Below are 19,674 nucleotides of genomic sequence, written 5' to 3' on the forward strand. Positions count from 1 at the left end.
CAGGTGAGTCAGTCAGGTGACGGACTATTCTTTCTCGGCAATGTACGGATCCTCATAGCCCAGAGCAAGCATTATCTCTGTCTCGAGGGACTCCATCTCTTCCGCTTCGTCGTCTTCGATATGATCGTAGCCGAGCAGATGCAGGCTGCCGTGTACCACCATGTGCGCCCAGTGGGCTTCAAGGGGTTTCTGCTGCTCTTTGGCTTCCTGTTCAACCACCTGACGGCAGATGATCAGATCGCCCAACAGCGGCATCTCGATGCCCGGTGGGGCTTCGAACGGGAAAGAGAGCACGTTGGTCGGCTTATCTTTCCCTCGATAAGTCAGGTTAAGCTCATGGCTTTCTGCTTCATCCACCAGGCGAATCGTGACTTCTGATTCTTCCTGAAACTGCGGGATAACGGCATCCAGCCATTTCTGAAACTGTGCCTCATCTGGCATGCCGGAATTGTCTTCACAGGCCAGCTGTAAATCGAGGATCACCTGACTCATTTCTGTTCTTGCTCCTGCGCTTCGCGCTTACGTTCTGCGGCCAGTTCGGCCTTACGCTTCTGATCCGCCTCTTCCCAGGCTTCATAGGCGTTAACGATACGCGCGACCACCGGGTGGCGTACCACGTCTTCACTGTGGAAGAAGTTAAAGCTGATTTCGTCGACCTCGGCCAGCACCTCGATGGCGTGGCGCAGGCCCGATTTGGTGCTGCGCGGCAGGTCAATCTGGGTGACGTCACCGGTAATCACCGCTTTCGAGTTAAAGCCAATACGCGTCAGGAACATCTTCATCTGTTCGATGGTGGTGTTCTGGCTCTCATCGAGAATGATGAACGCATCGTTCAGCGTGCGGCCGCGCATGTAGGCGAGCGGGGCCACTTCGATCACGTTACGCTCAATGAGCTTCTCGACCTTCTCAAAGCCCAGCATTTCGAACAGCGCATCGTATAAAGGACGCAGATACGGATCGACCTTCTGGCTCAGATCGCCTGGCAGGAAGCCCAGTTTTTCACCGGCTTCAACGGCAGGGCGGGTCAGCAGGATACGGCGGATCTCCTGACGCTCCAGCGCATCGACCGCTGCGGCAACGGCAAGATAGGTTTTACCCGTACCCGCCGGCCCCACGCCGAAGGTGATGTCGTGGTCGAGAATATTGGCGATGTACTGCGCCTGGTTTGGCGTACGCGGCTTGATGACGCCACGCTTGGTCTTAATGTTGATCGCCTTGCCATAGTCCGGCACGCTCTCCGCGCTCTGCTCAAGCACGCGCGCCTCTTTAATGGCGAGGTGAATCTGCTCCGGTTCGATATCCTGAATTTCGCCGCGCATGGGGGAGGTGTCGACATACAGGCTACGCAGAATGTCCGCAGCGGCGTTGACGCAGATTGGGCGTCCGGTGAGTTTGAAATGATTATCGCGACGATTGATTTCGATACCCAGACGTCGCTCCAGTTGTTTGATGTTGTCATCAAACGGCCCGCACAGGCTCAGCAGGCGAGCGTTGTCTGCTGGCTCAAGGCTAATTTCACGCGTATCTATGTTCAAACTGTTCCTCTTTGATTGATTAACTGACCCGCTGCCACACGGCGCAATAAAACGGTCATTACCGAAATTATTCACGCCACACAATAAAGGCGCAAGCGTTGCGGAAGATATTGGGGGCGATGAGAGGAAATACAAGGCCTGCCAAAAGAGGCAGGCCTGAAGGATTAGGGCTGGTAAATCCCAACGCCAGAATCGTTTTCTTTGCGGGTACGCGAGATCACGGATTGCGGTGACTCTGCGATACGCAGGCCCATTTCGTCTTCGGTGCGGACGACCTTCGCGCGCAGCGAGTTGGTCAGCACTTCGACAATCTCGACGTCCACAAACTTACCGATCATATCCGGGGTGCCTTCAAAGTTCACCACGCGGTTATTTTCGGTACGACCAGAGAGTTCCATAATGCTCTTGCGGGAAGTGCCTTCCACCAGAATGCGCTGAACGGTGCCGAGCATGCGGCGGCTCCAGGCGTTGGCCTGCTGGTTGATACGCTCCTGCAGAATATACAGACGCTGCTTTTTCTCTTCTTCCGGCACATCGTCAACCATATCGGCCGCCGGTGTTCCAGGACGCGCGGAGAAGATGAAGCTGTAGCTGACGTCAAAATTCACTTCGCCGATGAGCTTCATGGTGCGCTCGAAGTCATCAGCGGTTTCGCCAGGGAAGCCGACGATAAAGTCAGAGCTAATCTGGATATCCGGACGCGCTTCACGCAGCTTGCGGATGGTGGATTTATACTCCAGCACCGTATGCGGGCGGCCCATCAGGTTCAGCACGCGGTCCGAGCCGCACTGGATCGGCAGGTGCAGGAAGCTCACCAGCTCTGGCGTATCGCGATAGACGTCAATAATGTCGTCGGTAAATTCCATCGGATGGCTGGTGGTAAAGCGAATGCGGTCGATGCCGTCAATCGCGGCCACCAGACGCAGCAGCTCGGCAAAGCTGCCGGTCGTGCCGTCGTAGTTCTCACCGCGCCAGGCGTTAACGTTCTGGCCCAGCAGGTTCACTTCGCGCACACCCTGCGCGGCAAGCTGCGCGATTTCAAACAGAATGTCATCTGCCGGGCGGCTGACCTCTTCACCACGGGTGTACGGCACCACGCAGTACGTGCAGTATTTGTTGCAGCCTTCCATGATGGAGACGAAGGCGGTCGGGCCATCGGCACGTGGCTCAGGCAGACGGTCAAATTTTTCGATTTCCGGGAAGCTGACGTCAACGACCGGGCTACGGTTACCGCGAACCTGATTGATCATCTCAGGCAGACGGTGCAAGGTCTGAGGGCCAAAGACGATGTCCACATACGGGGCTCTCTGGCGGATCAGCTTGCCTTCCTGCGACGCGACGCAGCCGCCCACGCCGATGATCAGGTCCGGATTTTTTCGTTTAAGAAGTTTCCAGCGGCCTAACACATGAAAGACTTTTTCCTGCGCTTTTTCACGAATTGAACAGGTGTTCAGCAGCAGCACATCGGCTTCTTTCGCATTTTCAGTCAGCTGGTATCCGTGGGTGGTATCCAGCAGATCGGCCATCTTGGATGAATCGTATTCGTTCATCTGACAGCCCCAGGTTTTTATATGGAGTTTTTTAGTCATCGACTTGCTCAGCTCAGGATTGCAAGCCGCGTATTGTAATGCTTTGGTGGGGTTGTGACCAGTATGAAGGTTGTGTGTCTCAGGACCGCAAAAATCCGGTAAACTTAAGGGATTCTCCAATAAGGAAAATTGACCATGACACTCCAACACACCGAAGTTGCCGTTGTCGGCGGCGGTATGGTCGGCGGCGCGCTGGCGCTGGGGCTGGCGCAGCAGGGATTTGAGGTAACGGTAATCGAACAGGCGGCTCCGCCAGCCTTCGATCCCGCCAGTAAACCGGATGTGCGCATTTCCGCTATCAGCGCGTCGTCCGTCGATCTGCTGCGCGGGCTGGGCGTCTGGGAGACGGTGCTGGCGATGCGCGCTCATCCTTACAGCCGTCTTGAAACCTGGGAATGGGAAAATGCCCACGTCGCGTTTGATGCCGCTGAGCTGAAGCTGCCGCGCCTGGGCTATATGGTGGAAAACAATGTGCTCCAGCTGGCGCTCTGGCAGGCGCTGGAGGCGCACCCGAAGATGACGCTGCGCGTTCCTGCGTCGCTTAAGGCGCTGCATCCTCACGAGAGCGGCTATCTACTGACGCTCGACAGCGGCGATGAGCTGTCCGTGAAGCTGGTCATCGGGGCGGATGGCGCTAACTCGCAGGTCAGACAGATGGCGGGGATCGGGGTTCATGCCTGGCAGTATGAACAGTCCTGTATGCTGATTACCGCCAGGTGCGAGAATGCGCCGGGTGAAAGCACCTGGCAGCACTTTACGCCGAACGGCCCGCACGCCTTTTTACCGCTCTTCGATCACTGGGCATCGCTGGTGTGGTACGACAAACCGGCGCGCATTCGCCAGCTGCAGGGAATGAACATGGAACAGCTGCAGCGCGAAATTCTGCTGCACTTCCCGAGCCGTCTGGGACACGTCACGCCGGTCGCCGCCGGGGCGTTCCCGCTCACACGCCGTCATGCGTTGCAGTATGCCCGCGAAGGCTTAGCGCTGGTGGGGGATGCGGCACACACCATTCATCCGCTGGCCGGGCAGGGCGTGAACCTGGGGTATCGCGATGTCGATGCCTTACTGGATGTGCTGGGCTTCGCCCGCGGACACGCGGAAAACTGGGCCAGCCATCAGGTGCTGAAGCGTTATCAGACGCGGCGTATGGCGGATAACTTCCTCATGCAGTCGGGAATGGATCTGTTCTATGCCGGGTTTAGCAATGACGTAGCCCCGGTGCGTATTCTGCGTAACATAGGCCTGATGGCAGCGGAACGCGCCGGTGGCCTGAAGCGTCAGGCCCTTAAGTACGCTCTCGGACTTTAATCTTTGCTCCGACTTTTCCCTCGCCCCTTTGGGGAGAGGGTAAGGGTGAGGGGGAATCAGGCCGCACAATTTTGTACAAAAACAAAAAAGCCCGCAGAGCGGGCTTTTTTGTTACTAAGTGGCTGGGGTGCAGGGATTCGAACCCCGGAATGCTGGTATCAGAAACCAGAGCCTTACCGCTTGGCGACACCCCAATTGCGTTAAACAAGCTGCTTAACGACTTTTTAAATTGGCTGGGGTACGAGGATTCGAACCTCGGAATGCCGGAATCAGAATCCGGTGCCTTACCGCTTGGCGATACCCCAACAATTTTTTTTCATTACCGAACAACATCGATAATCTAAATTTGGTGGCTACGACGGGATTCGAACCTGTGACCCCATCATTATGAGTGATGTGCTCTAACCAACTGAGCTACGTAGCCAGTACTGCAATCTTCGATGGCTGGGGTACCTGGATTCGAACCAGGGAATGCCGGTATCAAAAACCGGTGCCTTACCGCTTGGCGATACCCCAATACCGCGGAGAACCGCAAAATCGAAGAAATATGGCTGGGGTACCTGGATTCGAACCAGGGAATGCCGGTATCAAAAACCGGTGCCTTACCGCTTGGCGATACCCCATCCGTGCAACGCTTACCCGGGAATGGTGCGGGAGGCGAGACTTGAACTCGCACACCTTGCGGCGCCAGAACCTAAATCTGGTGCGTCTACCAATTTCGCCACTCCCGCAAAAAAGATGGTGGCTACGACGGGATTCGAACCTGTGACCCCATCATTATGAGTGATGTGCTCTAACCAACTGAGCTACGTAGCCATCTTTTTTCGCGTTACCTTATCGGCGTTGCGGGGCGCATTATGCGTATAGACCCTTGCAGCGTCAACACCTTTTTCAACGAAAATAGCCGGAATGTGACTGTTTGGTTAGGTTGCGAACAGCGTGACCGAATATTCGGCAATTATTGGTTATTAATCGGTTTTAGCTGTGCAAAAGCGGGGCAAAAAAAATCAGGCCCCGCAGGGCCTGATGATGAAATGCACGATTATTTGTAGGCTGACTGGTGAACGCCTACCGCACGTCCTGACGGATCGTTCATGGATTTGAACGATTCATCCCATTCGATCGCTTTGGCAGACGAGCAGGCGACGGACGGGCCACCCGGTACGCACTCCGCAGCGCTCGGTACCGGGAACAATTCTTCAAAGATTTCACGGTAGAGATACGCTTCTTTCGATCCCGGCGTGTTGTACGGGAAGCGGAAGCTTGCGGTTTCCAGCTGTTGGTCAGAAACCTGTTTCGCCGCCACCTCTTTCAGGGTGTCGATCCAGCTGTAGCCTACGCCATCGGAGAACTGCTCTTTCTGACGCCATGCCACGCTCGCTGGCAGGTAGGATTCAAAACATTCACGCAGGATATGTTTTTCCATTTTTCCGTTGCCGCACATCTTGTCCTGCGGGTTGATGCGCATCGCCACGTCGAGGAATTTCTTATCCAGGAACGGCACGCGCGCTTCGACACCCCATGCCGACATCGCTTTGTTGGCACGCGCACAGTCAAACATATGCAGCGCCTGGAGTTTACGCACGGTCTCTTCGTGCAGCTCTTTGGCGTTTGGCGCTTTATGGAAGTACAGGTAGCCACCAAACACTTCGTCAGAACCTTCACCGGAGAGCACCATTTTGATGCCCATCGCCTTGATCTTACGCGACATCAGGTACATCGGCGTTGAAGCGCGGATGGTCGTTACGTCATAGGTTTCGATGTGATAGATCACATCGCGGATCGCATCCAGGCCTTCCTGCACGGTGAAGTGAATTTCATGGTGCACGGTGCCGAGGTGGTTTGCGACTTCCTGCGCGGCTTTCAGATCCGGCGCGCCTTCCAGGCCCACGGCAAAGGAGTGCAGTTGTGGCCACCAGGCTTCTGAGCGCTCCTGATCTTCCACGCGACGAGCCGCAAATTTCTTGGTGATCGCGGAGATCACGGAGGAGTCCAGACCGCCGGAGAGCAGCACGCCGTAAGGTACGTCTGACATCAGGTGGCTTTTCACGGAATCTTCCAGCGCCTGACGCAGCTCGGCTTTGTCCGTGACGTTGTCTTTTACCGCGTCGTAATCGAACCAGTCACGCTGGTAGTATGGACGGATCTCGCCGTCTTTGCTCCACAGGTAGCTGCCCGCCGGGAACTCTTTGATGGTGCGGCAGACCGGCACCAGGGCTTTCATTTCAGAGGCAACGTAGAAGTTGCCATGTTCATCGTGGCCCATGTACAGCGGGATAATACCGATGTGGTCGCGGCCAATCAGATAGGCGTCTTTTTCGCTGTCGTACAGAGCAAAGGCAAACATACCCTGCAGGTCGTCCAGGAACTCGGGGCCTTTCTCCTGATACAGCGCCAGGATCACTTCACAATCGGACCCGGTCTGGAACGCGTAGCGGTCGCCGTACTCGGCGCGCAGCGCCTGATGGTTGTAGATCTCACCGTTGACAGCCAGCGCGTGCGTTTTTTTCTCGTTATACAGCGGCTGTGCACCGGCGTTGACGTCAACAATAGACAGACGTTCGTGAGCCAGAATCGCTTTGTCACTGGCGTAAACGCCTGACCAGTCCGGTCCGCGATGGCGCATCAGGCGGGACAGTTCGAGTGCCTTTTTACGCAGTTCGCCCGCGTCAGTTTTAATATCCAGTACGCCAAAAATTGAACACATAACCTTCTCCGTTAACCCTGTTGCTTTGTAATGTTGCTTGCTTATGAAAATGCCGCAAAGGGGCAGGGTGCGCAAGCGTTTTACGGGTGAAAACGGAAATAGTGCAATGGTGGTTGCGGATCGGTGAAAAATGCGTATGTCGTGAGCGCTTTTATTGATGATTATGCAATGAAAGTGCTTTTCCGTTAGATGCAGTTGTGTTTTACAGGCGAGAAAATAAAAAACCACGCCCTGAGGCGTGGTTCGGAATCAGATAATGTCGATTTCGTCGACGGAGGGGTAAATCCAGCTTGGCCGGAACGGCATCGAATCAATGTCATCAAGCTGAGAGACGCCTGACAGGACCAGAATCGTCTCCAGACCTGCCTGGAAACCGGCAAGAATATCGGTGCGCAGGTTGTCGCCGACAATCACGGTCTCTTCTGAGTGGGCCTGCATCTTGTTGAGTGCGGCACGGATGATCCACGGGCTGGGCTTGCCGACGTAGAACGGCTTGCGCCCGGAGATCTTCTCGATACCGGCACACAGCGCACCGCAGGCCGGATAAAAACCACGACCGTGGGTATCCGGGTTGGTCGCAATAAAGCGCGCGCCGTTAGCCACAAAGAAGGATGCCTTATGCATCATCTCCCAGTTGTAGGAGCGCGTTTCACCCACAATCACAAAATCCGGGTTGACGTCGGTGATGGTAAAGCCCGCTTTATACAGCTCATGGATCAGCGCGCCTTCACCGACCACATAGGCTTTTTTTCCTTCCTGACGTTTCAGAAAATCCGCCGTGGCCATCGCCGAGGTATAAAACACGCTGTCCGGGACGTCGACCCCTGCCGTGGCAAAGCGGTTTGCCAGATCCTGACCGGTCTGAGAAGGGTAGTTCGTGAGAAGAACCAGAGGCATTCCTTTGTCGATGATGCGGTGAAGAAACTCCGCAGCACCCGGCACGGCAACGTTGTCGTGCATCAGCACGCCGTCGATATCACAAATTACATTCTTAATGGTCATGGACAGTCCGACATTAAAAAAAAGAAGGCGTTACTATAAGGTCCGATCAACTTTCCAGCAAATGCTGCAGCAGAATTCCGTTGAGCATGGCGCGTTTGACCAGCGCGAACGCGCCAATCGCCGAACGATGGTCAAGCTTTGAACGAACCACCGGAAGATTCTGGCGGAATGCTTTCAGCGCCTGGGTGTTAATACAGCCTTCAATCGCGGGGAGCAGCACCTTTTCCGCTTCCACAATTTCACCGGCGATTACCACTTTTTGTGGGTTAAACAGGTTAATGGCGATGGCAATGGTTTTCCCCAGATGGCGCCCCACCTGCTCGATCACTTCACAGGCCAGCGCGTCGCCTTTATTAGCGGCTTTGCAGATGGTGCCTATCTTGCAGTCGTCCAGCGTGACGCGGCTTTGATAACCCTGTTCAAGCAGATGGCGAACGCGCTGCTCGATGGCCGTGTTGGCGGCGATGGTTTCAAGGCAGCCAAAGTTGCCGCAGTGGCAGCGCTCCCCGAGGGGCTCAACCTGAATGTGGCCGATCTCACCGACGTTACCGTTGCGACCAATAAAGATTCGGCCGTTAGAGATAATGCCTGCGCCCGTACCGCGGTGGACGCGCACCAGAATAGAGTCTTCGCAGTCCTGGCTCGCACCAAAGTAGTGCTCTGCCAGCGCCAGAGAGCGGATGTCATGGCCCACAAAGCAGGTCACCTTGAAGCGCTTTTCCAGCGCGTCGACCAGCCCCCAGTTTTCAACCTGAATGTGCGGCATATAGCGGATCACGCCGCTTTCCGGGTCGACCAGACCGGGCAGTATCACCGAGATGGCGATGAGTTCGCGGATCTTACGCTGACAGCTTTCAATAAACTGCGCGATAGTATTCAGCAGCGCATGCTCCAGCGTCTCCTGGGTGCGTTCCGGAAGGGGATAATGCTCTTCCGCAATGGCTTTGCTGCTCAGATCGTACAGCGTGAGCGTGGTGTCATGACGGCCGAGCCGGACGCCAATCGCCTGGAAATTGCGGGTTTCGGTAATAATAGAGATGGCGCGGCGGCCCCCGGTGGAGGCCTGCTGATCGACTTCTTTGATCAGACCGCGCTCAATGAGCTGGCGGGTAATTTTTGTCACGCTGGCGGGAGCAAGCTGGCTTTGTTCGGCTATCTGAATTCGCGAGATGGGTCCGTGTTGGTCAATCAGGCGATACACCGCCGCACTGTTAAGTTGTTTAACGAGATCGACATTACCGATTTGAGCTTGTCCGCCAGGTGTCATACTTTTACTTACTCAGTGACGACCTCGTTACCATTAACGATGGTCTTAATAATTTTATAATCGTGTGTGAATGCCGTCAGGTTTGCAACCATACCTGGTGCAATTCCGCCGAGCTGTTTATCCACGCCGATTGCGCGGGCCGGATAAAGGGTTGCCATGCGCAGGACTTCCTCAAGCGCAATCCCGCAGTGCTCAACCAGGTTACGTACCCCTTCAATCATGGTCAAAGAGGAACCGCTCAGCGTACCGTTTTCATCCACACACAGTCCATTGCGGTAGTATATTGTTTTACCGGCAAAAATGAACTGCTCAATATTTGCACCTGCCGGCGCGGTAGCGTCCGTCACCAGGCAAAGCTTGTCACCTTTCAGCCGCTTGGCATTGCGAATGTTGGTGTAATCGACGTGTAAGCCGTCAGCAATAATGCCGCAGTAGACGTCTGGCTCATCCAGAATCGCCCCGACCAGACCCGGTTCACGCCCCGTGATATACGGCATGGCGTTATACAGGTGCGTCGCGAAGGTAATGCCCGCGCGGAAACCGGCTTTCGCTTCTTTCAGCGTGGCGTTTGAGTGGCCTGCTGAAACCACAATTCCGGCGGCGGCCAGCTTGCTGATGACGTCCGTGCCGGTCATTTCCGGTGCCAGCGTCACTTTGGTGATCACATCGGCGTTGGCACACATGTAGTCAACCAGCTCCGCATCGGGCTTACGCACGTAATCCGGGTTATGCGTTCCTTTCTTGACCATGTTCAGCCATGGCCCTTCAAGGTGCAGACCGAGCGCCTGATTTGGGTGTTTGGCCAGATATTCGCGCATCACGCGGATACCCTGCTTCATCAGGTCATCACTGCTGGTGATGAGCGTCGGCAGATAGCTGGTGCAGCCCGATTTCTCGTTGGCTTTCTGCATGATCTCCAGCGTTTCGACCGTTACCGCATCGGCGGTATCATTGAATTGCACACCGCCGCAGCCGTTGAGCTGTACGTCGATGAAACCGGGGGAGATTACTGCTCCATTGAGTGAGCGCTGTTCAATCTCCGGCGGCAGTTCTGCCAGCGGGCAAACACGTTCAATCAGGCCATTCGCGATAACAATCGCGTGGTCATCCAGAATTTCATGGCCGGTATAAATCCGACCGTGGGTTAAAGCGTACATAACGACCCCCGGTTAAAAAAAGCGGCCGCCTCTTGAGAAAGAGGCGGTTATTCAATTACAGACCTTTGATGTTCTCGGCTTCTAACTCGTTGAAGTATTTCAGCGTCTTAACCTTCAGCTCCATCGTGGACGGCTCGTCGCAGACGATGACTGATTTAGGATGCAGCTGCAGACAGCTGATGGTCCACATATGGTTAACGTTGCCTTCAACAGCAGCCTGGAGCGCCTGCGCTTTCACGCCGCCCAGCACCAGAATCATCACTTCTTCGGCATCCAGCAGGGTGCCTACGCCTACGGTCAGGGCGTATTTTGGAACCTGGTTAACGTCACCGTCAAAGAAGCGGGAGTTTGCCACGCGCGTGTCATGGGTCAGCGTTTTAATACGGGTACGAGAAGCCAGAGAGGACGCCGGTTCGTTAAACGCGATATGACCATCATTACCTACGCCACCCATGAACAGGTGGATTTTACCGTAGGAACGGATTTTTTCTTCATACTGACGGCATTCTGCGTCAATATCCGGCGCGTTTCCATTCAGCAGGTTAATATTTTCAGCTGGGATATCAACATGATCAAAGAAATTGCGGTGCATAAAGCTATGGTAGCTTTCCGGGTGGTCTTTCGGTAAGCCAACGTATTCATCCATATTGAAGGTCACAACATGTTTGAAGCTAACCTGGCCTGCTTTATGCATCTCAACCAGCGCCTTGTAGGCGGTCAGCGGCGTGCCGCCGGTCGGAAGGCCAAGAACGAAAGGACGATCGGCGGTCGGCTTGAACGCGTTAATGCGGTTTACGATATGGCGAGCGGCCCATTTACCGACTTGTTCAGCAGTTGCCAGGGGAATCAGTCTCATTGTTCACCTCAAAGTTTAAGTAGAAGAGTGGGCGGATGGCTTCGGAACCTGATACTAAAGCGTAACCTGGAAACTTTCAGGCCGGATCAATCCGTCTTGATTTTTTGAATGATAAAATAAGTTTTCGCTGTTAGCCAGTGTAAGGGAGGGCTGAATACGATATTTGGTGACAAAAATCACAAAAAATAGGTGTTTAATTTGCGATACGAATTAATTTTTCACACACTCAGACTGCCAGTGAATTATCAACGGTATCTATCGTTCGTGACACAATAAAAACATAGTTTATGCGCGAGCCTGAAAAACGGGTCTCGTAGGGGGAATAGGATGAATATTTTAGGTTTTTTCCAGCGCCTCGGTAGGGCTTTGCAGCTCCCTATCGCCGTGCTACCGGTTGCAGCATTGCTGCTGCGATTCGGGCAACCCGATCTTCTTAACGTACCGTTTATTGCTCAGGCTGGCGGTGCTATTTTTGACAACCTGGCGCTGATTTTCGCCATCGGTGTTGCCTCAAGCTGGTCAAAAGACAGCGCGGGTGCTGCAGCGCTGGCAGGGGCAGTCGGTTATTTCATCCTGACGAAAGCGATGGTAACGATTAACCCAGAAATCAACATGGGCGTGCTGGCAGGTATCATTACCGGTCTGGTCGGTGGCGCGGTGTACAACCGCTGGGCAAACATTAAGCTGCCAGACTTCCTGAGTTTCTTTGGCGGCAAACGTTTCGTGCCGATCGCGACGGGCTTCTTCTGTCTGGTTCTGGCCGCTATCTTTGGCTACGTCTGGCCACCGGTACAGCATGCGATCCATGCGGGCGGTGAGTGGATTGTTTCAGCGGGTGCAGTGGGCTCAGGTATCTTTGGTTTTATCAACCGTCTGCTGATCCCAACCGGTCTGCATCAGGTGCTGAACACTATCGCATGGTTCCAGATTGGTGAGTTCACCAATGCTGCGGGCACCGTATTCCACGGCGACATCAACCGCTTCTACGCGGGTGACGGCACCGCAGGCATGTTCATGTCTGGCTTCTTCCCAATCATGATGTTTGGTCTGCCGGGCGCTGCGCTGGCAATGTACCTGGCTGCGCCAAAAGCGCGTCGCCCAATGGTTGGCGGCATGCTGCTGTCCGTTGCGATTACCGCGTTCCTGACCGGCGTAACCGAGCCGCTGGAATTCCTGTTCATGTTCCTGGCGCCGGTGCTGTACCTCATGCATGCGGTGCTTACCGGTATCAGCCTGTTTGTGGCGACCCTGCTGGGTATCCATGCTGGCTTCTCCTTCTCTGCAGGCGCGATCGACTACGTGTTGATGTACAACCTGCCGGCGGCAAGCAAGAACGTCTGGATGCTGGTGGTAATGGGTCTGGTCTTCTTCGTCATCTACTTCGTGCTGTTCACTGCGGTTATTCGTATGTTTAACCTCAAAACGCCGGGCCGCGAAGACACCAATGACGACGTGGTGACCAACGAAGCCAACAGCAATACCGAAGAGGGTCTGACTCAACTGGCGACCAGCTATATCGCTGCCGTTGGGGGGACTGACAACCTGAAAGCCATTGATGCCTGCATCACCCGTCTGCGTCTGACGGTGGGTGACTCTGCGCGCGTCAGCGACGCAATGTGTAAACGCCTTGGTGCATCGGGCGTGGTTAAACTGAACAAACAAACTATCCAGGTTATCGTGGGCGCCAAAGCGGAATCCATCGGTGACGAAATGAAGAAAGTGGTTGCCCGTGGACCGGTCGCGGCGGCATCAACCGACAGCGCACCTGCGTCGACGGCTGCCCCGGTAGCGAAGCCGCAGGCCGTGCCTAACGCCGTGACGGTGGCCGCGCTGGTCTCTCCGGTAACGGGTGACGTGGTTGACCTTGAGCAGGTACCTGATGAAGCGTTCGCCAGCAAAGCGGTCGGTGACGGTGTGGCGGTGAAACCAACGGATAAAACCGTGGTGTCTCCTGCTGCCGGTACCATCGTGAAAATCTTTAACACCAACCACGCGTTCTGCCTCGAAACCGAAAAGGGCGCGGAGATCGTTGTCCACATGGGTATCGATACCGTTGCGCTGAATGGTCAGGGCTTTACTCGCCTGGTGGAAGAGGGCGCTGAAGTGGTGGCCGGGCAGCCGATTCTGGAAATGGATCTGGACTTCCTGAATGCCAACGCGCGTTCCATGATTAGCCCGGTGGTTTGCAGCAACATCGACGACTTCAGCGGTCTGGTCATCCAGGCGAAAGGTCAGGTTGTTGCGGGTCAAACCCCGCTGTACGAGATTAAAGGCAAGTAATCGCTCCTGAGTAGAGTCATGCCTTAAGCGGCGGGGGATATCCTCCGCCGCTTTTTTTTGCAGCAAAAGCCCCCATTATTTTATTCAGAGACGTTTTAAGGGTTGTCACTACGTCCGGCTTATAAGATCATATGCCGTTATACGTTGTTTACGCTTTGAGGAATCCACGATGAGTGAGGCAGAAGCCCGCCCGAGTAACTTTATTCGTCAGATCATCGATGAAGATCTGGCCAGTGGTAAGCACACCACAATTCATACCCGTTTCCCGCCGGAGCCGAACGGCTACCTGCATATCGGGCATGCGAAGTCCATCTGCCTGAACTTTGGCATTGCGCAAGACTACCAGGGACAGTGCAACCTGCGTTTCGATGACACCAACCCAGTAAAAGAAGACATCGAATACGTTGAGTCTATCAAGAATGACGTGCAATGGCTGGGCTTCAACTGGTCTGGCGATATCTGCTACTCCTCTGACTACTTTGATCAGCTGTATGCCTACGCGGTAGAGCTTATCAACAAAGGTCTGGCGTATGTTGACGAACTGTCTGCAGATGAGATCCGTGAGTACCGCGGTACGCTGACCGCGCCGGGCAAAAACAGCCCGTTCCGCGATCGCAGCGTGGAAGAGAACCTGGCGCTGTTTGAAAAAATGCGTGCCGGTGGTTTCGAAGAAGGCAAAGCCTGCCTGCGTGCCAAAATTGACATGGCATCGCCGTTCATCGTAATGCGCGATCCGGTGCTGTATCGTATTAAGTTCGCTGAACACCACCAGACTGGCAACAAGTGGTGCATCTACCCGATGTACGACTTCACCCACTGCATCAGCGATGCGCTGGAAGGCATCACCCACTCGCTGTGTACGCTGGAGTTCCAGGACAACCGTCGTCTGTACGACTGGGTGCTGGATAACATCACCATTCCGGTGCATCCGCGCCAGTACGAGTTCTCTCGTCTGAATCTGGAATACACCGTGATGTCCAAGCGTAAGCTGAACCTGCTGGTGACTGACAAGCACGTTGAAGGCTGGGATGACCCGCGTATGCCGACCATCTCCGGTCTGCGCCGTCGTGGCTACACCGCGGCGTCAATCCGTGAATTCTGCAAGCGTATCGGCGTGACCAAGCAGGACAACACCATTGAGATGGCCTCTCTGGAATCCTGCATTCGCGAAGATCTCAACGAAAACGCCCCGCGCGCGATGGCCGTTATCGATCCGGTGAAACTGGTGATCGAGAACTATCCGCAGGGCGAGAGCGAGCTGGTCTCCATGCCTAACCATCCGAACAAACCGGAAATGGGAAGCCGTGACGTGCCGTTCAGCGGCGAGATCTGGATTGACCGCGCTGACTTCCGTGAAGAAGCCAACAAGCAGTACAAGCGTCTGGTGCTGGGTAAAGAAGTACGTCTGCGTAATGCTTACGTCATCAAAGCCGAGCGCGTAGAAAAAGATGCGGAAGGGAATATCACCACCATCTTCTGTTCTTATGACGCTGAAACGCTGAGTAAAGATCCGGCGGATGGCCGCAAGGTGAAAGGCGTTATCCACTGGGTGAGCGCAACCCACGCGCTGCCGGTCGAGATCCGCCTTTACGATCGTCTGTTCAGCGTGCCTAACCCAGGCGCGGCGGAAGACTTCCTGGCGACCATCAACCCGGAATCGCTGGTGATTAAGCAGGGTTATGCGGAGCCGTCCCTGAAAGCGGCTGAAGCGGGCAAAGCGTTCCAGTTCGAACGTGAAGGTTACTTCTGCCTGGACAGCCGTTACAGCACGGCGGAAAAACCGGTATTTAACCGTACCGTAGGCCTGCGTGATACCTGGACGAAGATCGGCGAATAATATTCCTGCTCTGGTCAATGAGAGACAAACGCCGCATTATGCGGCGTTTTTTTATTTAACGATCAGAGTATTAAGCCAGGGACTAAAGAGGCGTTCTGAAAATAACAGGTCAATGAGGTGCTACTTATTTTTTTAAAAAAAGTTTGTATCATTGCCAAAATTAAAAATGTGATAAAAAAGGAAAGCGATCCCGCGCCTGGCCACTGAAAAACCTGAGAATTACCCGTCATTCCTCGCCTTCCTGTAAATGTTACAAAGCACTACCAATTATGTGCACTTCGTCATAATCCTGACTTTTGCCCGCTGAAAAGCATTGATAATTCGCGTCGCGAAAAATAACCTAAAGACGGTAGTTAATTCGAGGGTATTTAAAACTACCCCTGACCATTTGGTCTTTTTTATTTACGCCGTTTCAGGCGTTTTAATTCGTCAAAGAGGAATAATCTATGCGTACGTTCAGTGGCAAACGTAGTGCGCTGGCGCTGGCTATTGCCGGTGTGACAGCAATGTCGGGCCTGGTGATTGCGCCAGAGGCAAAAGCAGCGGGTTTCATCGAAGATTCTACCCTCACGGGCGGTATTTATTACTGGCAGCGTGAGCGTGACCGTAAAGACGTCACTGAAGATAAATACAAAACCAACCTCTCGCACTCCACCTGGAACGCCAACCTGGACTTCCAGTCAGGCTACGCCGCGGATATGTTCGGTCTGGATATTGCCGCCTTCACCGCGATCGAAATGGCGGAAAACGGCGACAGCGGCCACCCGAACGAAATCGCCTTCTCCTCCAGCAACAAAGCCTATGATGAAGACTGGTCCGGGGATAAGAGCGGTATCAGCCTTTACAAAGCCGCAGCGAAATTCAAATACGGCCCGGTCTGGGCGCGTGGGGGGTATATTCAGCCAACTGGCCAGACGCTGTTAGCCCCACACTGGAGCTTTATGCCGGGTACCTATCAGGGTGCAGAAGCCGGGGCTAACTTTGACTACGGTGACGCAGGTGCGCTGAGCTTCTCCTATATGTGGACCAACGAGTACAAAGCACCGTGGCACATTGAAATGGACAAGTTCTACCAGAACGATAAGAAAACCAAAGTCGATTACCTCCACTCGCTGGGGGCGAAATACGACTTCAAAAACGATCTGGTTCTCGAAGCGGCATTTGGCCAGGCGCAAGGGTATATCGATCAATACTTTGCCAAGGCCAGCTATAAGTTCGATATCGCGGGTAGCCCGTTGAGTACCAGCTACCAGTTCTACGGTACGCGCGACAAAGTCAGTAACGGTGGTGTCAACGACATCTACGACGGCACCGCGTGGCTGCAGGCGCTCACCTTTGGCTACAAGGTCGGTCAGGTTGATTTGCGTCTGGAAGGCACATGGGTGAAAGCGGAAGGGCAGCAGGGCTACTTCCTGCAGCGTATGACCCCGACCTACGCCTCCTCCAACGGTCGTCTTGATATCTGGTGGGATAACCGCTCCGACTTCAACGCCGACGGTGAGAAAGCGGTCTTCTTCGGCGCAATGTACGATCTGAAAAACTGGAACCTGCCTGGCTGGGCGGTGGGCGCGTCTTACGCTTACGCCTGGGATGCAAAACCTGCCGACATGGCAACACCGGATGCTTACTACGATCCAAACTATCGCCTGAAAGAGTCTTCCTACAGCCTGGATGCAATCTATACCCTGCAGGATGGCCGCGCGAAAGGCACGATGTTCAAACTGCACTTCACCCAGTACGACAACCACTCCGATATCCCGAGCTACGCGGGCGGTTACGGCAACATCTTCCAGGATGAACGTGACGTGAAATTCATGGTTATCGCACCGTTCACCATCTTCTGATGAATCGTCCGGCGGGTCAGCTCCCGCCGGACTGGAGACTGCATATGATGAAAAAAATCGTAATCGTCGCGCTGTTGGCATCGGGGCTGGTGGCGTGTGCCCAGACTCAGGCACCGAAAGAGGACTCCCGTCTCAGGGAGGCCTACAGCGCCTGTATTAATACTGCGGAAGGCTCGCCGGAGAAAATTGAAGCCTGCCAGAGCGTGCTGAATGTGCTGAAGAAAGAAAAAGCGCACGAGCAGTTTGCGACGCAGGAAAATGTCCGGGTGATGGATTACCAGGCCTGTATCCAGGCGCGTAAAACCGGTAACGATCAGGAAGTGGCGAAGCGTTGCGACAAGATCTGGAACGAGATACGCAATAACAATAAATAAGTTGCTTTACGCCCGGTGGCGCAGCGCCACCGGGCTTTTTTTCAGGCAAAAAAAAGCCAACCTTGCGGCTGGCTCAGAGTATGAATACTCGCTTATTTTGCGTCGTGCGCGTGGTCATCTTCACGGCAGTCGCCTTCAGCGCAGTGACCGTAAAGGTACAGGCTGTGGTTGGTGAGGCGGATACCGTGACGCGCGGCGATTTCACGCTGACGCGCTTCGATGGAATCATCGCTAAATTCAATGACCTTGCCACAGTCGAGGCAGATCAGGTGATCGTGGTGCTGCTGCTGGGTCAGTTCGAATACAGATTTACCGCCTTCGAAATTATGACGGGTGACAATGCCCGCGTCATCAAACTGGTTCAGCACGCGATAGACGGTAGCCAGCCCAATCTCTTCACCCATGTCGATAAGACGTTTATAAAGGTCTTCCGCACTGACATGGTGATTGTCTGGACCCTGAAGCACTTCGAGGATTTTTAACCGAGGAAGCGTAACTTTCAGGCCAGCCTTCTTTAATGCGGTATTGTTGTCAGTCATGCGGAATCTGTCCTGTTGCTAAACGATTCACTTCTGTAGGAAGTGACAGAAAATGCACCTGGGATAATGCGTCTCATTATAGAACTGCCATGGCTAAATGAAAACTGCAAGTCTCAGGCAAAATATGCTTATAAAAATGGGGTATCACCAACAAACTTGCTCGATGGAAAACCACATTTATCAGGGAGACATTGTACAGGTCTGGGCGAAAAAGTTAAAAGATTGTAGCAATTAATTTAATCGGTTTGACCTGGTGCACGGGCGCAACCGCCGTTGCGCCGCGAGAAAAATCAGGCGTTAAGAATATCGTCCAGGTGCAGTTCTTCACGGATCTGCTTAACCCATTTCTCTACGCGCTCTGCGGTCAGTTCTGGCTGACGGTCTTCGTCGATGGCCAGACCCACAAAGTGATCGTCATCGGCCAGACCTTTAGACGCTTCGAAGTGGTAACCGGCGGTCGGCCAGTGGCCGACGATCACTGCGCCATTCGGCTCAATGATGTCGCGGATGGTACCCAACGCGTCACAGAAGTACTCGGCGTAGTCTTCCTGATCGCCGCAGCCAAACAGGGCGACCAGCTTACCGTTGAAGTCCACTTCTTCCAGCGTCGGGAAGAAATCATCCCAGTCACACTGGGCTTCACCGTAGTACCAGGTCGGAATACCCAGCAGCAGAATGTCATAGCCTTCGAGATCTTCTTTGCTGCTCTTGGCGATGTCATGCACATCAGCAACGTCTTTACCGAGCTGTTTTTGAATGTTTTTCGCGATATTTTCGGTATTGCCGGTATCACTGCCAAAGAAAATGCCGATGATTGCCATGAGTAAAATAACCTCTTGAAACTTAATAGTATGGTGGCGCAATTCGGCCACGGATAAGGGCAATAATAGCAGAACTGGCAACCCTGCGGAAACAGCTATCGCGCAGGACTGCACTCTGTGCTACATGAAAAGGGTAATTAAGGGAATTTTCAGACTTATGCCTGGCCGCGCAATGTCTCAAGCTGGGCGATCAGCATCTCTTCAATGAGCTCGCTGCGGCTGATATTGCGCGCCTCGGCCAGCTCGTTAAGTGCATCGACCGCGTCGGCGTTGAGCTTCAGTTCGACACGCTTAAGCCCACGATTTTTATCGCGTTTAAGCTGATTGCGTTTATTGATACGCAGCTGTTCATCGCGCGAAAGCGGATTCGTCTTCGGTCGTCCCGGGCGACGCTCATTCGCGAACAGATCTAGTGTCGTACGGTCCGTTTGTTCTTTGGCCATGATTCTGAGACTTCGGGGGAAACACGCCGCCCTGCTAATGCCCGGGCGATAAGCGCGCCATCATACATCACCAAAAACGGCGCGCCAACGACTGGAAGCCCGCAGCCTTCCA

The 19,674-nt window shown here is 54.2% G+C and carries 16 protein-coding genes and 7 tRNA genes; 5 read left to right on the forward strand and 18 right to left on the reverse strand.

The features are described from left to right. Positions 1–24: 24 nt before the first annotated feature. From ybeY to miaB, 3 genes are all read right to left on the reverse strand, one after another. Positions 25–492, reverse strand: a complete 468-nt coding sequence (gene ybeY / locus ABFV38_RS06105; RefSeq protein ID WP_008501052.1) for an rRNA maturation RNase YbeY — start codon at positions 490–492, stop codon at positions 25–27. After that, positions 489–1,535 carry a PhoH family protein gene (locus tag ABFV38_RS06110; RefSeq protein ID WP_008501053.1) on the reverse strand — a complete coding sequence of 349 codons (1,047 nt, stop codon included), beginning with the start codon at positions 1,533–1,535 and terminating at the stop codon, positions 489–491. Before ABFV38_RS06110 ends, ybeY begins: the two co-directional genes overlap by 4 nt. Before the next feature lie 164 nt (positions 1,536–1,699). After that, the gene (gene miaB, locus ABFV38_RS06115; protein WP_045909585.1) at positions 1,700–3,124 is read right to left on the reverse strand and encodes a tRNA (N6-isopentenyl adenosine(37)-C2)-methylthiotransferase MiaB; all 1,425 of its coding nucleotides are present in this window, start codon (positions 3,122–3,124) and stop codon (positions 1,700–1,702) included. 135 nt (positions 3,125–3,259) lie between these two features. On the opposite strand from miaB, the gene ubiF reads away from it, so the two are divergent. Beyond that, positions 3,260–4,435 (forward strand): 3-demethoxyubiquinol 3-hydroxylase, encoded by a 1,176-nt coding sequence (ubiF, locus tag ABFV38_RS06120; protein ID WP_348958836.1) that lies wholly within the window; start codon positions 3,260–3,262, stop codon positions 4,433–4,435. A gap of 119 nt (positions 4,436–4,554) precedes the next feature. Here ubiF and ABFV38_RS06125 read toward each other — a convergent pair. The 12 genes from ABFV38_RS06125 to nagB all read right to left on the reverse strand — a co-directional run bounded on the left by ABFV38_RS06125 (position 4,555) and on the right by nagB (position 11,424). Next, positions 4,555–4,629 (reverse strand) — tRNA-Gln (locus tag ABFV38_RS06125). 36 nt (positions 4,630–4,665) lie between these two features. Beyond that, a tRNA-Gln gene (locus ABFV38_RS06130) sits at positions 4,666–4,740 on the reverse strand. Between the two features lie 42 nt (positions 4,741–4,782). Then, a tRNA-Met gene (locus ABFV38_RS06135) sits at positions 4,783–4,859 on the reverse strand. Positions 4,860–4,876: 17 nt separating this feature from the next. Further along, positions 4,877–4,951, reverse strand: a tRNA-Gln gene (locus ABFV38_RS06140). A gap of 32 nt (positions 4,952–4,983) precedes the next feature. Next, positions 4,984–5,058: transfer RNA gene (locus ABFV38_RS06145), tRNA-Gln, on the reverse strand. Positions 5,059–5,081: 23 nt separating this feature from the next. Continuing rightward, a tRNA-Leu gene (locus ABFV38_RS06150) sits at positions 5,082–5,166 on the reverse strand. An 8-nt stretch (positions 5,167–5,174) separates the two neighbouring features. Further along, positions 5,175–5,251: transfer RNA gene (locus tag ABFV38_RS06155), tRNA-Met, on the reverse strand. Positions 5,252–5,477: 226 nt separating this feature from the next. Next, positions 5,478–7,142: an asparagine synthase B gene (gene asnB, locus ABFV38_RS06160; RefSeq protein ID WP_021242994.1), complete on the reverse strand. Its 1,665-nt coding sequence runs from the start codon at positions 7,140–7,142 to the stop codon at positions 5,478–5,480. A gap of 249 nt (positions 7,143–7,391) precedes the next feature. After that, positions 7,392–8,144, reverse strand: coding sequence for a ribonucleotide monophosphatase NagD (gene nagD, locus ABFV38_RS06165; protein WP_008501057.1), 753 nt, complete (start codon positions 8,142–8,144; stop codon positions 7,392–7,394). 46 nt (positions 8,145–8,190) lie between these two features. Beyond that, entirely contained in the window at positions 8,191–9,411 is a 1,221-nt protein-coding gene (locus tag ABFV38_RS06170) for an N-acetylglucosamine repressor (RefSeq protein WP_021242995.1), read from the reverse strand. An 8-nt stretch (positions 9,412–9,419) separates the two neighbouring features. After that, positions 9,420–10,568: an N-acetylglucosamine-6-phosphate deacetylase gene (gene nagA, locus ABFV38_RS06175; protein ID WP_023343588.1), complete on the reverse strand. Its 1,149-nt coding sequence runs from the start codon at positions 10,566–10,568 to the stop codon at positions 9,420–9,422. 55 nt (positions 10,569–10,623) lie between these two features. Then, entirely contained in the window at positions 10,624–11,424 is an 801-nt protein-coding gene (gene nagB / locus ABFV38_RS06180; protein ID WP_008501061.1) for a glucosamine-6-phosphate deaminase, read from the reverse strand. A gap of 327 nt (positions 11,425–11,751) precedes the next feature. Between nagB and nagE the strand changes: the two genes are divergently transcribed. From nagE to chiQ, 4 genes are all read left to right on the forward strand, one after another. Continuing rightward, positions 11,752–13,704 carry a PTS N-acetyl glucosamine transporter subunit IIABC gene (gene nagE / locus ABFV38_RS06185; RefSeq protein ID WP_348958839.1) on the forward strand — a complete coding sequence of 651 codons (1,953 nt, stop codon included), beginning with the start codon at positions 11,752–11,754 and terminating at the stop codon, positions 13,702–13,704. A gap of 169 nt (positions 13,705–13,873) precedes the next feature. After that, on the forward strand, positions 13,874–15,541 hold the full coding sequence (gene glnS / locus ABFV38_RS06190) for a glutamine--tRNA ligase (RefSeq protein WP_045909581.1): 1,668 nt from the start codon (positions 13,874–13,876) through the stop codon (positions 15,539–15,541). A 446-nt stretch (positions 15,542–15,987) separates the two neighbouring features. Further along, the gene (gene chiP / locus ABFV38_RS06195; protein WP_023293022.1) at positions 15,988–17,385 is read left to right on the forward strand and encodes a chitoporin; all 1,398 of its coding nucleotides are present in this window, start codon (positions 15,988–15,990) and stop codon (positions 17,383–17,385) included. A gap of 47 nt (positions 17,386–17,432) precedes the next feature. Further along, positions 17,433–17,759, forward strand: a complete 327-nt coding sequence (chiQ, locus tag ABFV38_RS06200; RefSeq protein WP_045909866.1) for a ChiQ/YbfN family lipoprotein — start codon at positions 17,433–17,435, stop codon at positions 17,757–17,759. A 92-nt stretch (positions 17,760–17,851) separates the two neighbouring features. On the opposite strand, the gene fur is transcribed toward chiQ, so the two are convergent. From fur to ybfE, 3 genes are all read right to left on the reverse strand, one after another. Beyond that, the gene (gene fur / locus ABFV38_RS06205; RefSeq protein WP_014169146.1) at positions 17,852–18,298 is read right to left on the reverse strand and encodes a ferric iron uptake transcriptional regulator; all 447 of its coding nucleotides are present in this window, start codon (positions 18,296–18,298) and stop codon (positions 17,852–17,854) included. Between the two features lie 290 nt (positions 18,299–18,588). Then, positions 18,589–19,119: a flavodoxin FldA gene (gene fldA, locus ABFV38_RS06210; protein WP_008501067.1), complete on the reverse strand. Its 531-nt coding sequence runs from the start codon at positions 19,117–19,119 to the stop codon at positions 18,589–18,591. A 155-nt stretch (positions 19,120–19,274) separates the two neighbouring features. Next, on the reverse strand, positions 19,275–19,562 hold the full coding sequence (gene ybfE / locus ABFV38_RS06215) for a LexA regulated protein (RefSeq protein ID WP_023310772.1): 288 nt from the start codon (positions 19,560–19,562) through the stop codon (positions 19,275–19,277). Between the last annotated feature and the right edge of the window lie 112 nt (positions 19,563–19,674).

It is taken from the genome of Enterobacter cloacae complex sp. Mu1197 (assembly GCF_040059225.1).
Lineage (GTDB): Bacteria > Pseudomonadota > Gammaproteobacteria > Enterobacterales > Enterobacteriaceae > Enterobacter > Enterobacter quasiroggenkampii.

What these genes read in the sequence shown, in the direction of transcription:
- ybeY (WP_008501052.1), bottom strand. Translation starts at nt 492, where the DNA reads ATGAGTCAGGTGATCCTCGATTTACAGCTGGCCTGTGAAGACAATTCC.
- miaB (WP_045909585.1), bottom strand. Translation starts at nt 3,124, where the DNA reads ATGACTAAAAAACTCCATATAAAAACCTGGGGCTGTCAGATGAACGAA.
- ubiF (WP_348958836.1), top strand. Translation starts at nt 3,260, where the DNA reads ATGACACTCCAACACACCGAAGTTGCCGTTGTCGGCGGCGGTATGGTC.
- asnB (WP_021242994.1), bottom strand. Translation starts at nt 7,142, where the DNA reads ATGTGTTCAATTTTTGGCGTACTGGATATTAAAACTGACGCGGGCGAA.
- nagD (WP_008501057.1), bottom strand. Translation starts at nt 8,144, where the DNA reads ATGACCATTAAGAATGTAATTTGTGATATCGACGGCGTGCTGATGCAC.
- ABFV38_RS06170 (WP_021242995.1), bottom strand. Translation starts at nt 9,411, where the DNA reads ATGACACCTGGCGGACAAGCTCAAATCGGTAATGTCGATCTCGTTAAA.
- nagA (WP_023343588.1), bottom strand. Translation starts at nt 10,568, where the DNA reads ATGTACGCTTTAACCCACGGTCGGATTTATACCGGCCATGAAATTCTG.
- nagB (WP_008501061.1), bottom strand. Translation starts at nt 11,424, where the DNA reads ATGAGACTGATTCCCCTGGCAACTGCTGAACAAGTCGGTAAATGGGCC.
- nagE (WP_348958839.1), top strand. Translation starts at nt 11,752, where the DNA reads ATGAATATTTTAGGTTTTTTCCAGCGCCTCGGTAGGGCTTTGCAGCTC.
- glnS (WP_045909581.1), top strand. Translation starts at nt 13,874, where the DNA reads ATGAGTGAGGCAGAAGCCCGCCCGAGTAACTTTATTCGTCAGATCATC.
- chiP (WP_023293022.1), top strand. Translation starts at nt 15,988, where the DNA reads ATGCGTACGTTCAGTGGCAAACGTAGTGCGCTGGCGCTGGCTATTGCC.
- chiQ (WP_045909866.1), top strand. Translation starts at nt 17,433, where the DNA reads ATGAAAAAAATCGTAATCGTCGCGCTGTTGGCATCGGGGCTGGTGGCG.
- fur (WP_014169146.1), bottom strand. Translation starts at nt 18,298, where the DNA reads ATGACTGACAACAATACCGCATTAAAGAAGGCTGGCCTGAAAGTTACG.
- fldA (WP_008501067.1), bottom strand. Translation starts at nt 19,119, where the DNA reads ATGGCAATCATCGGCATTTTCTTTGGCAGTGATACCGGCAATACCGAA.
- ybfE (WP_023310772.1), bottom strand. Translation starts at nt 19,562, where the DNA reads ATGGCCAAAGAACAAACGGACCGTACGACACTAGATCTGTTCGCGAAT.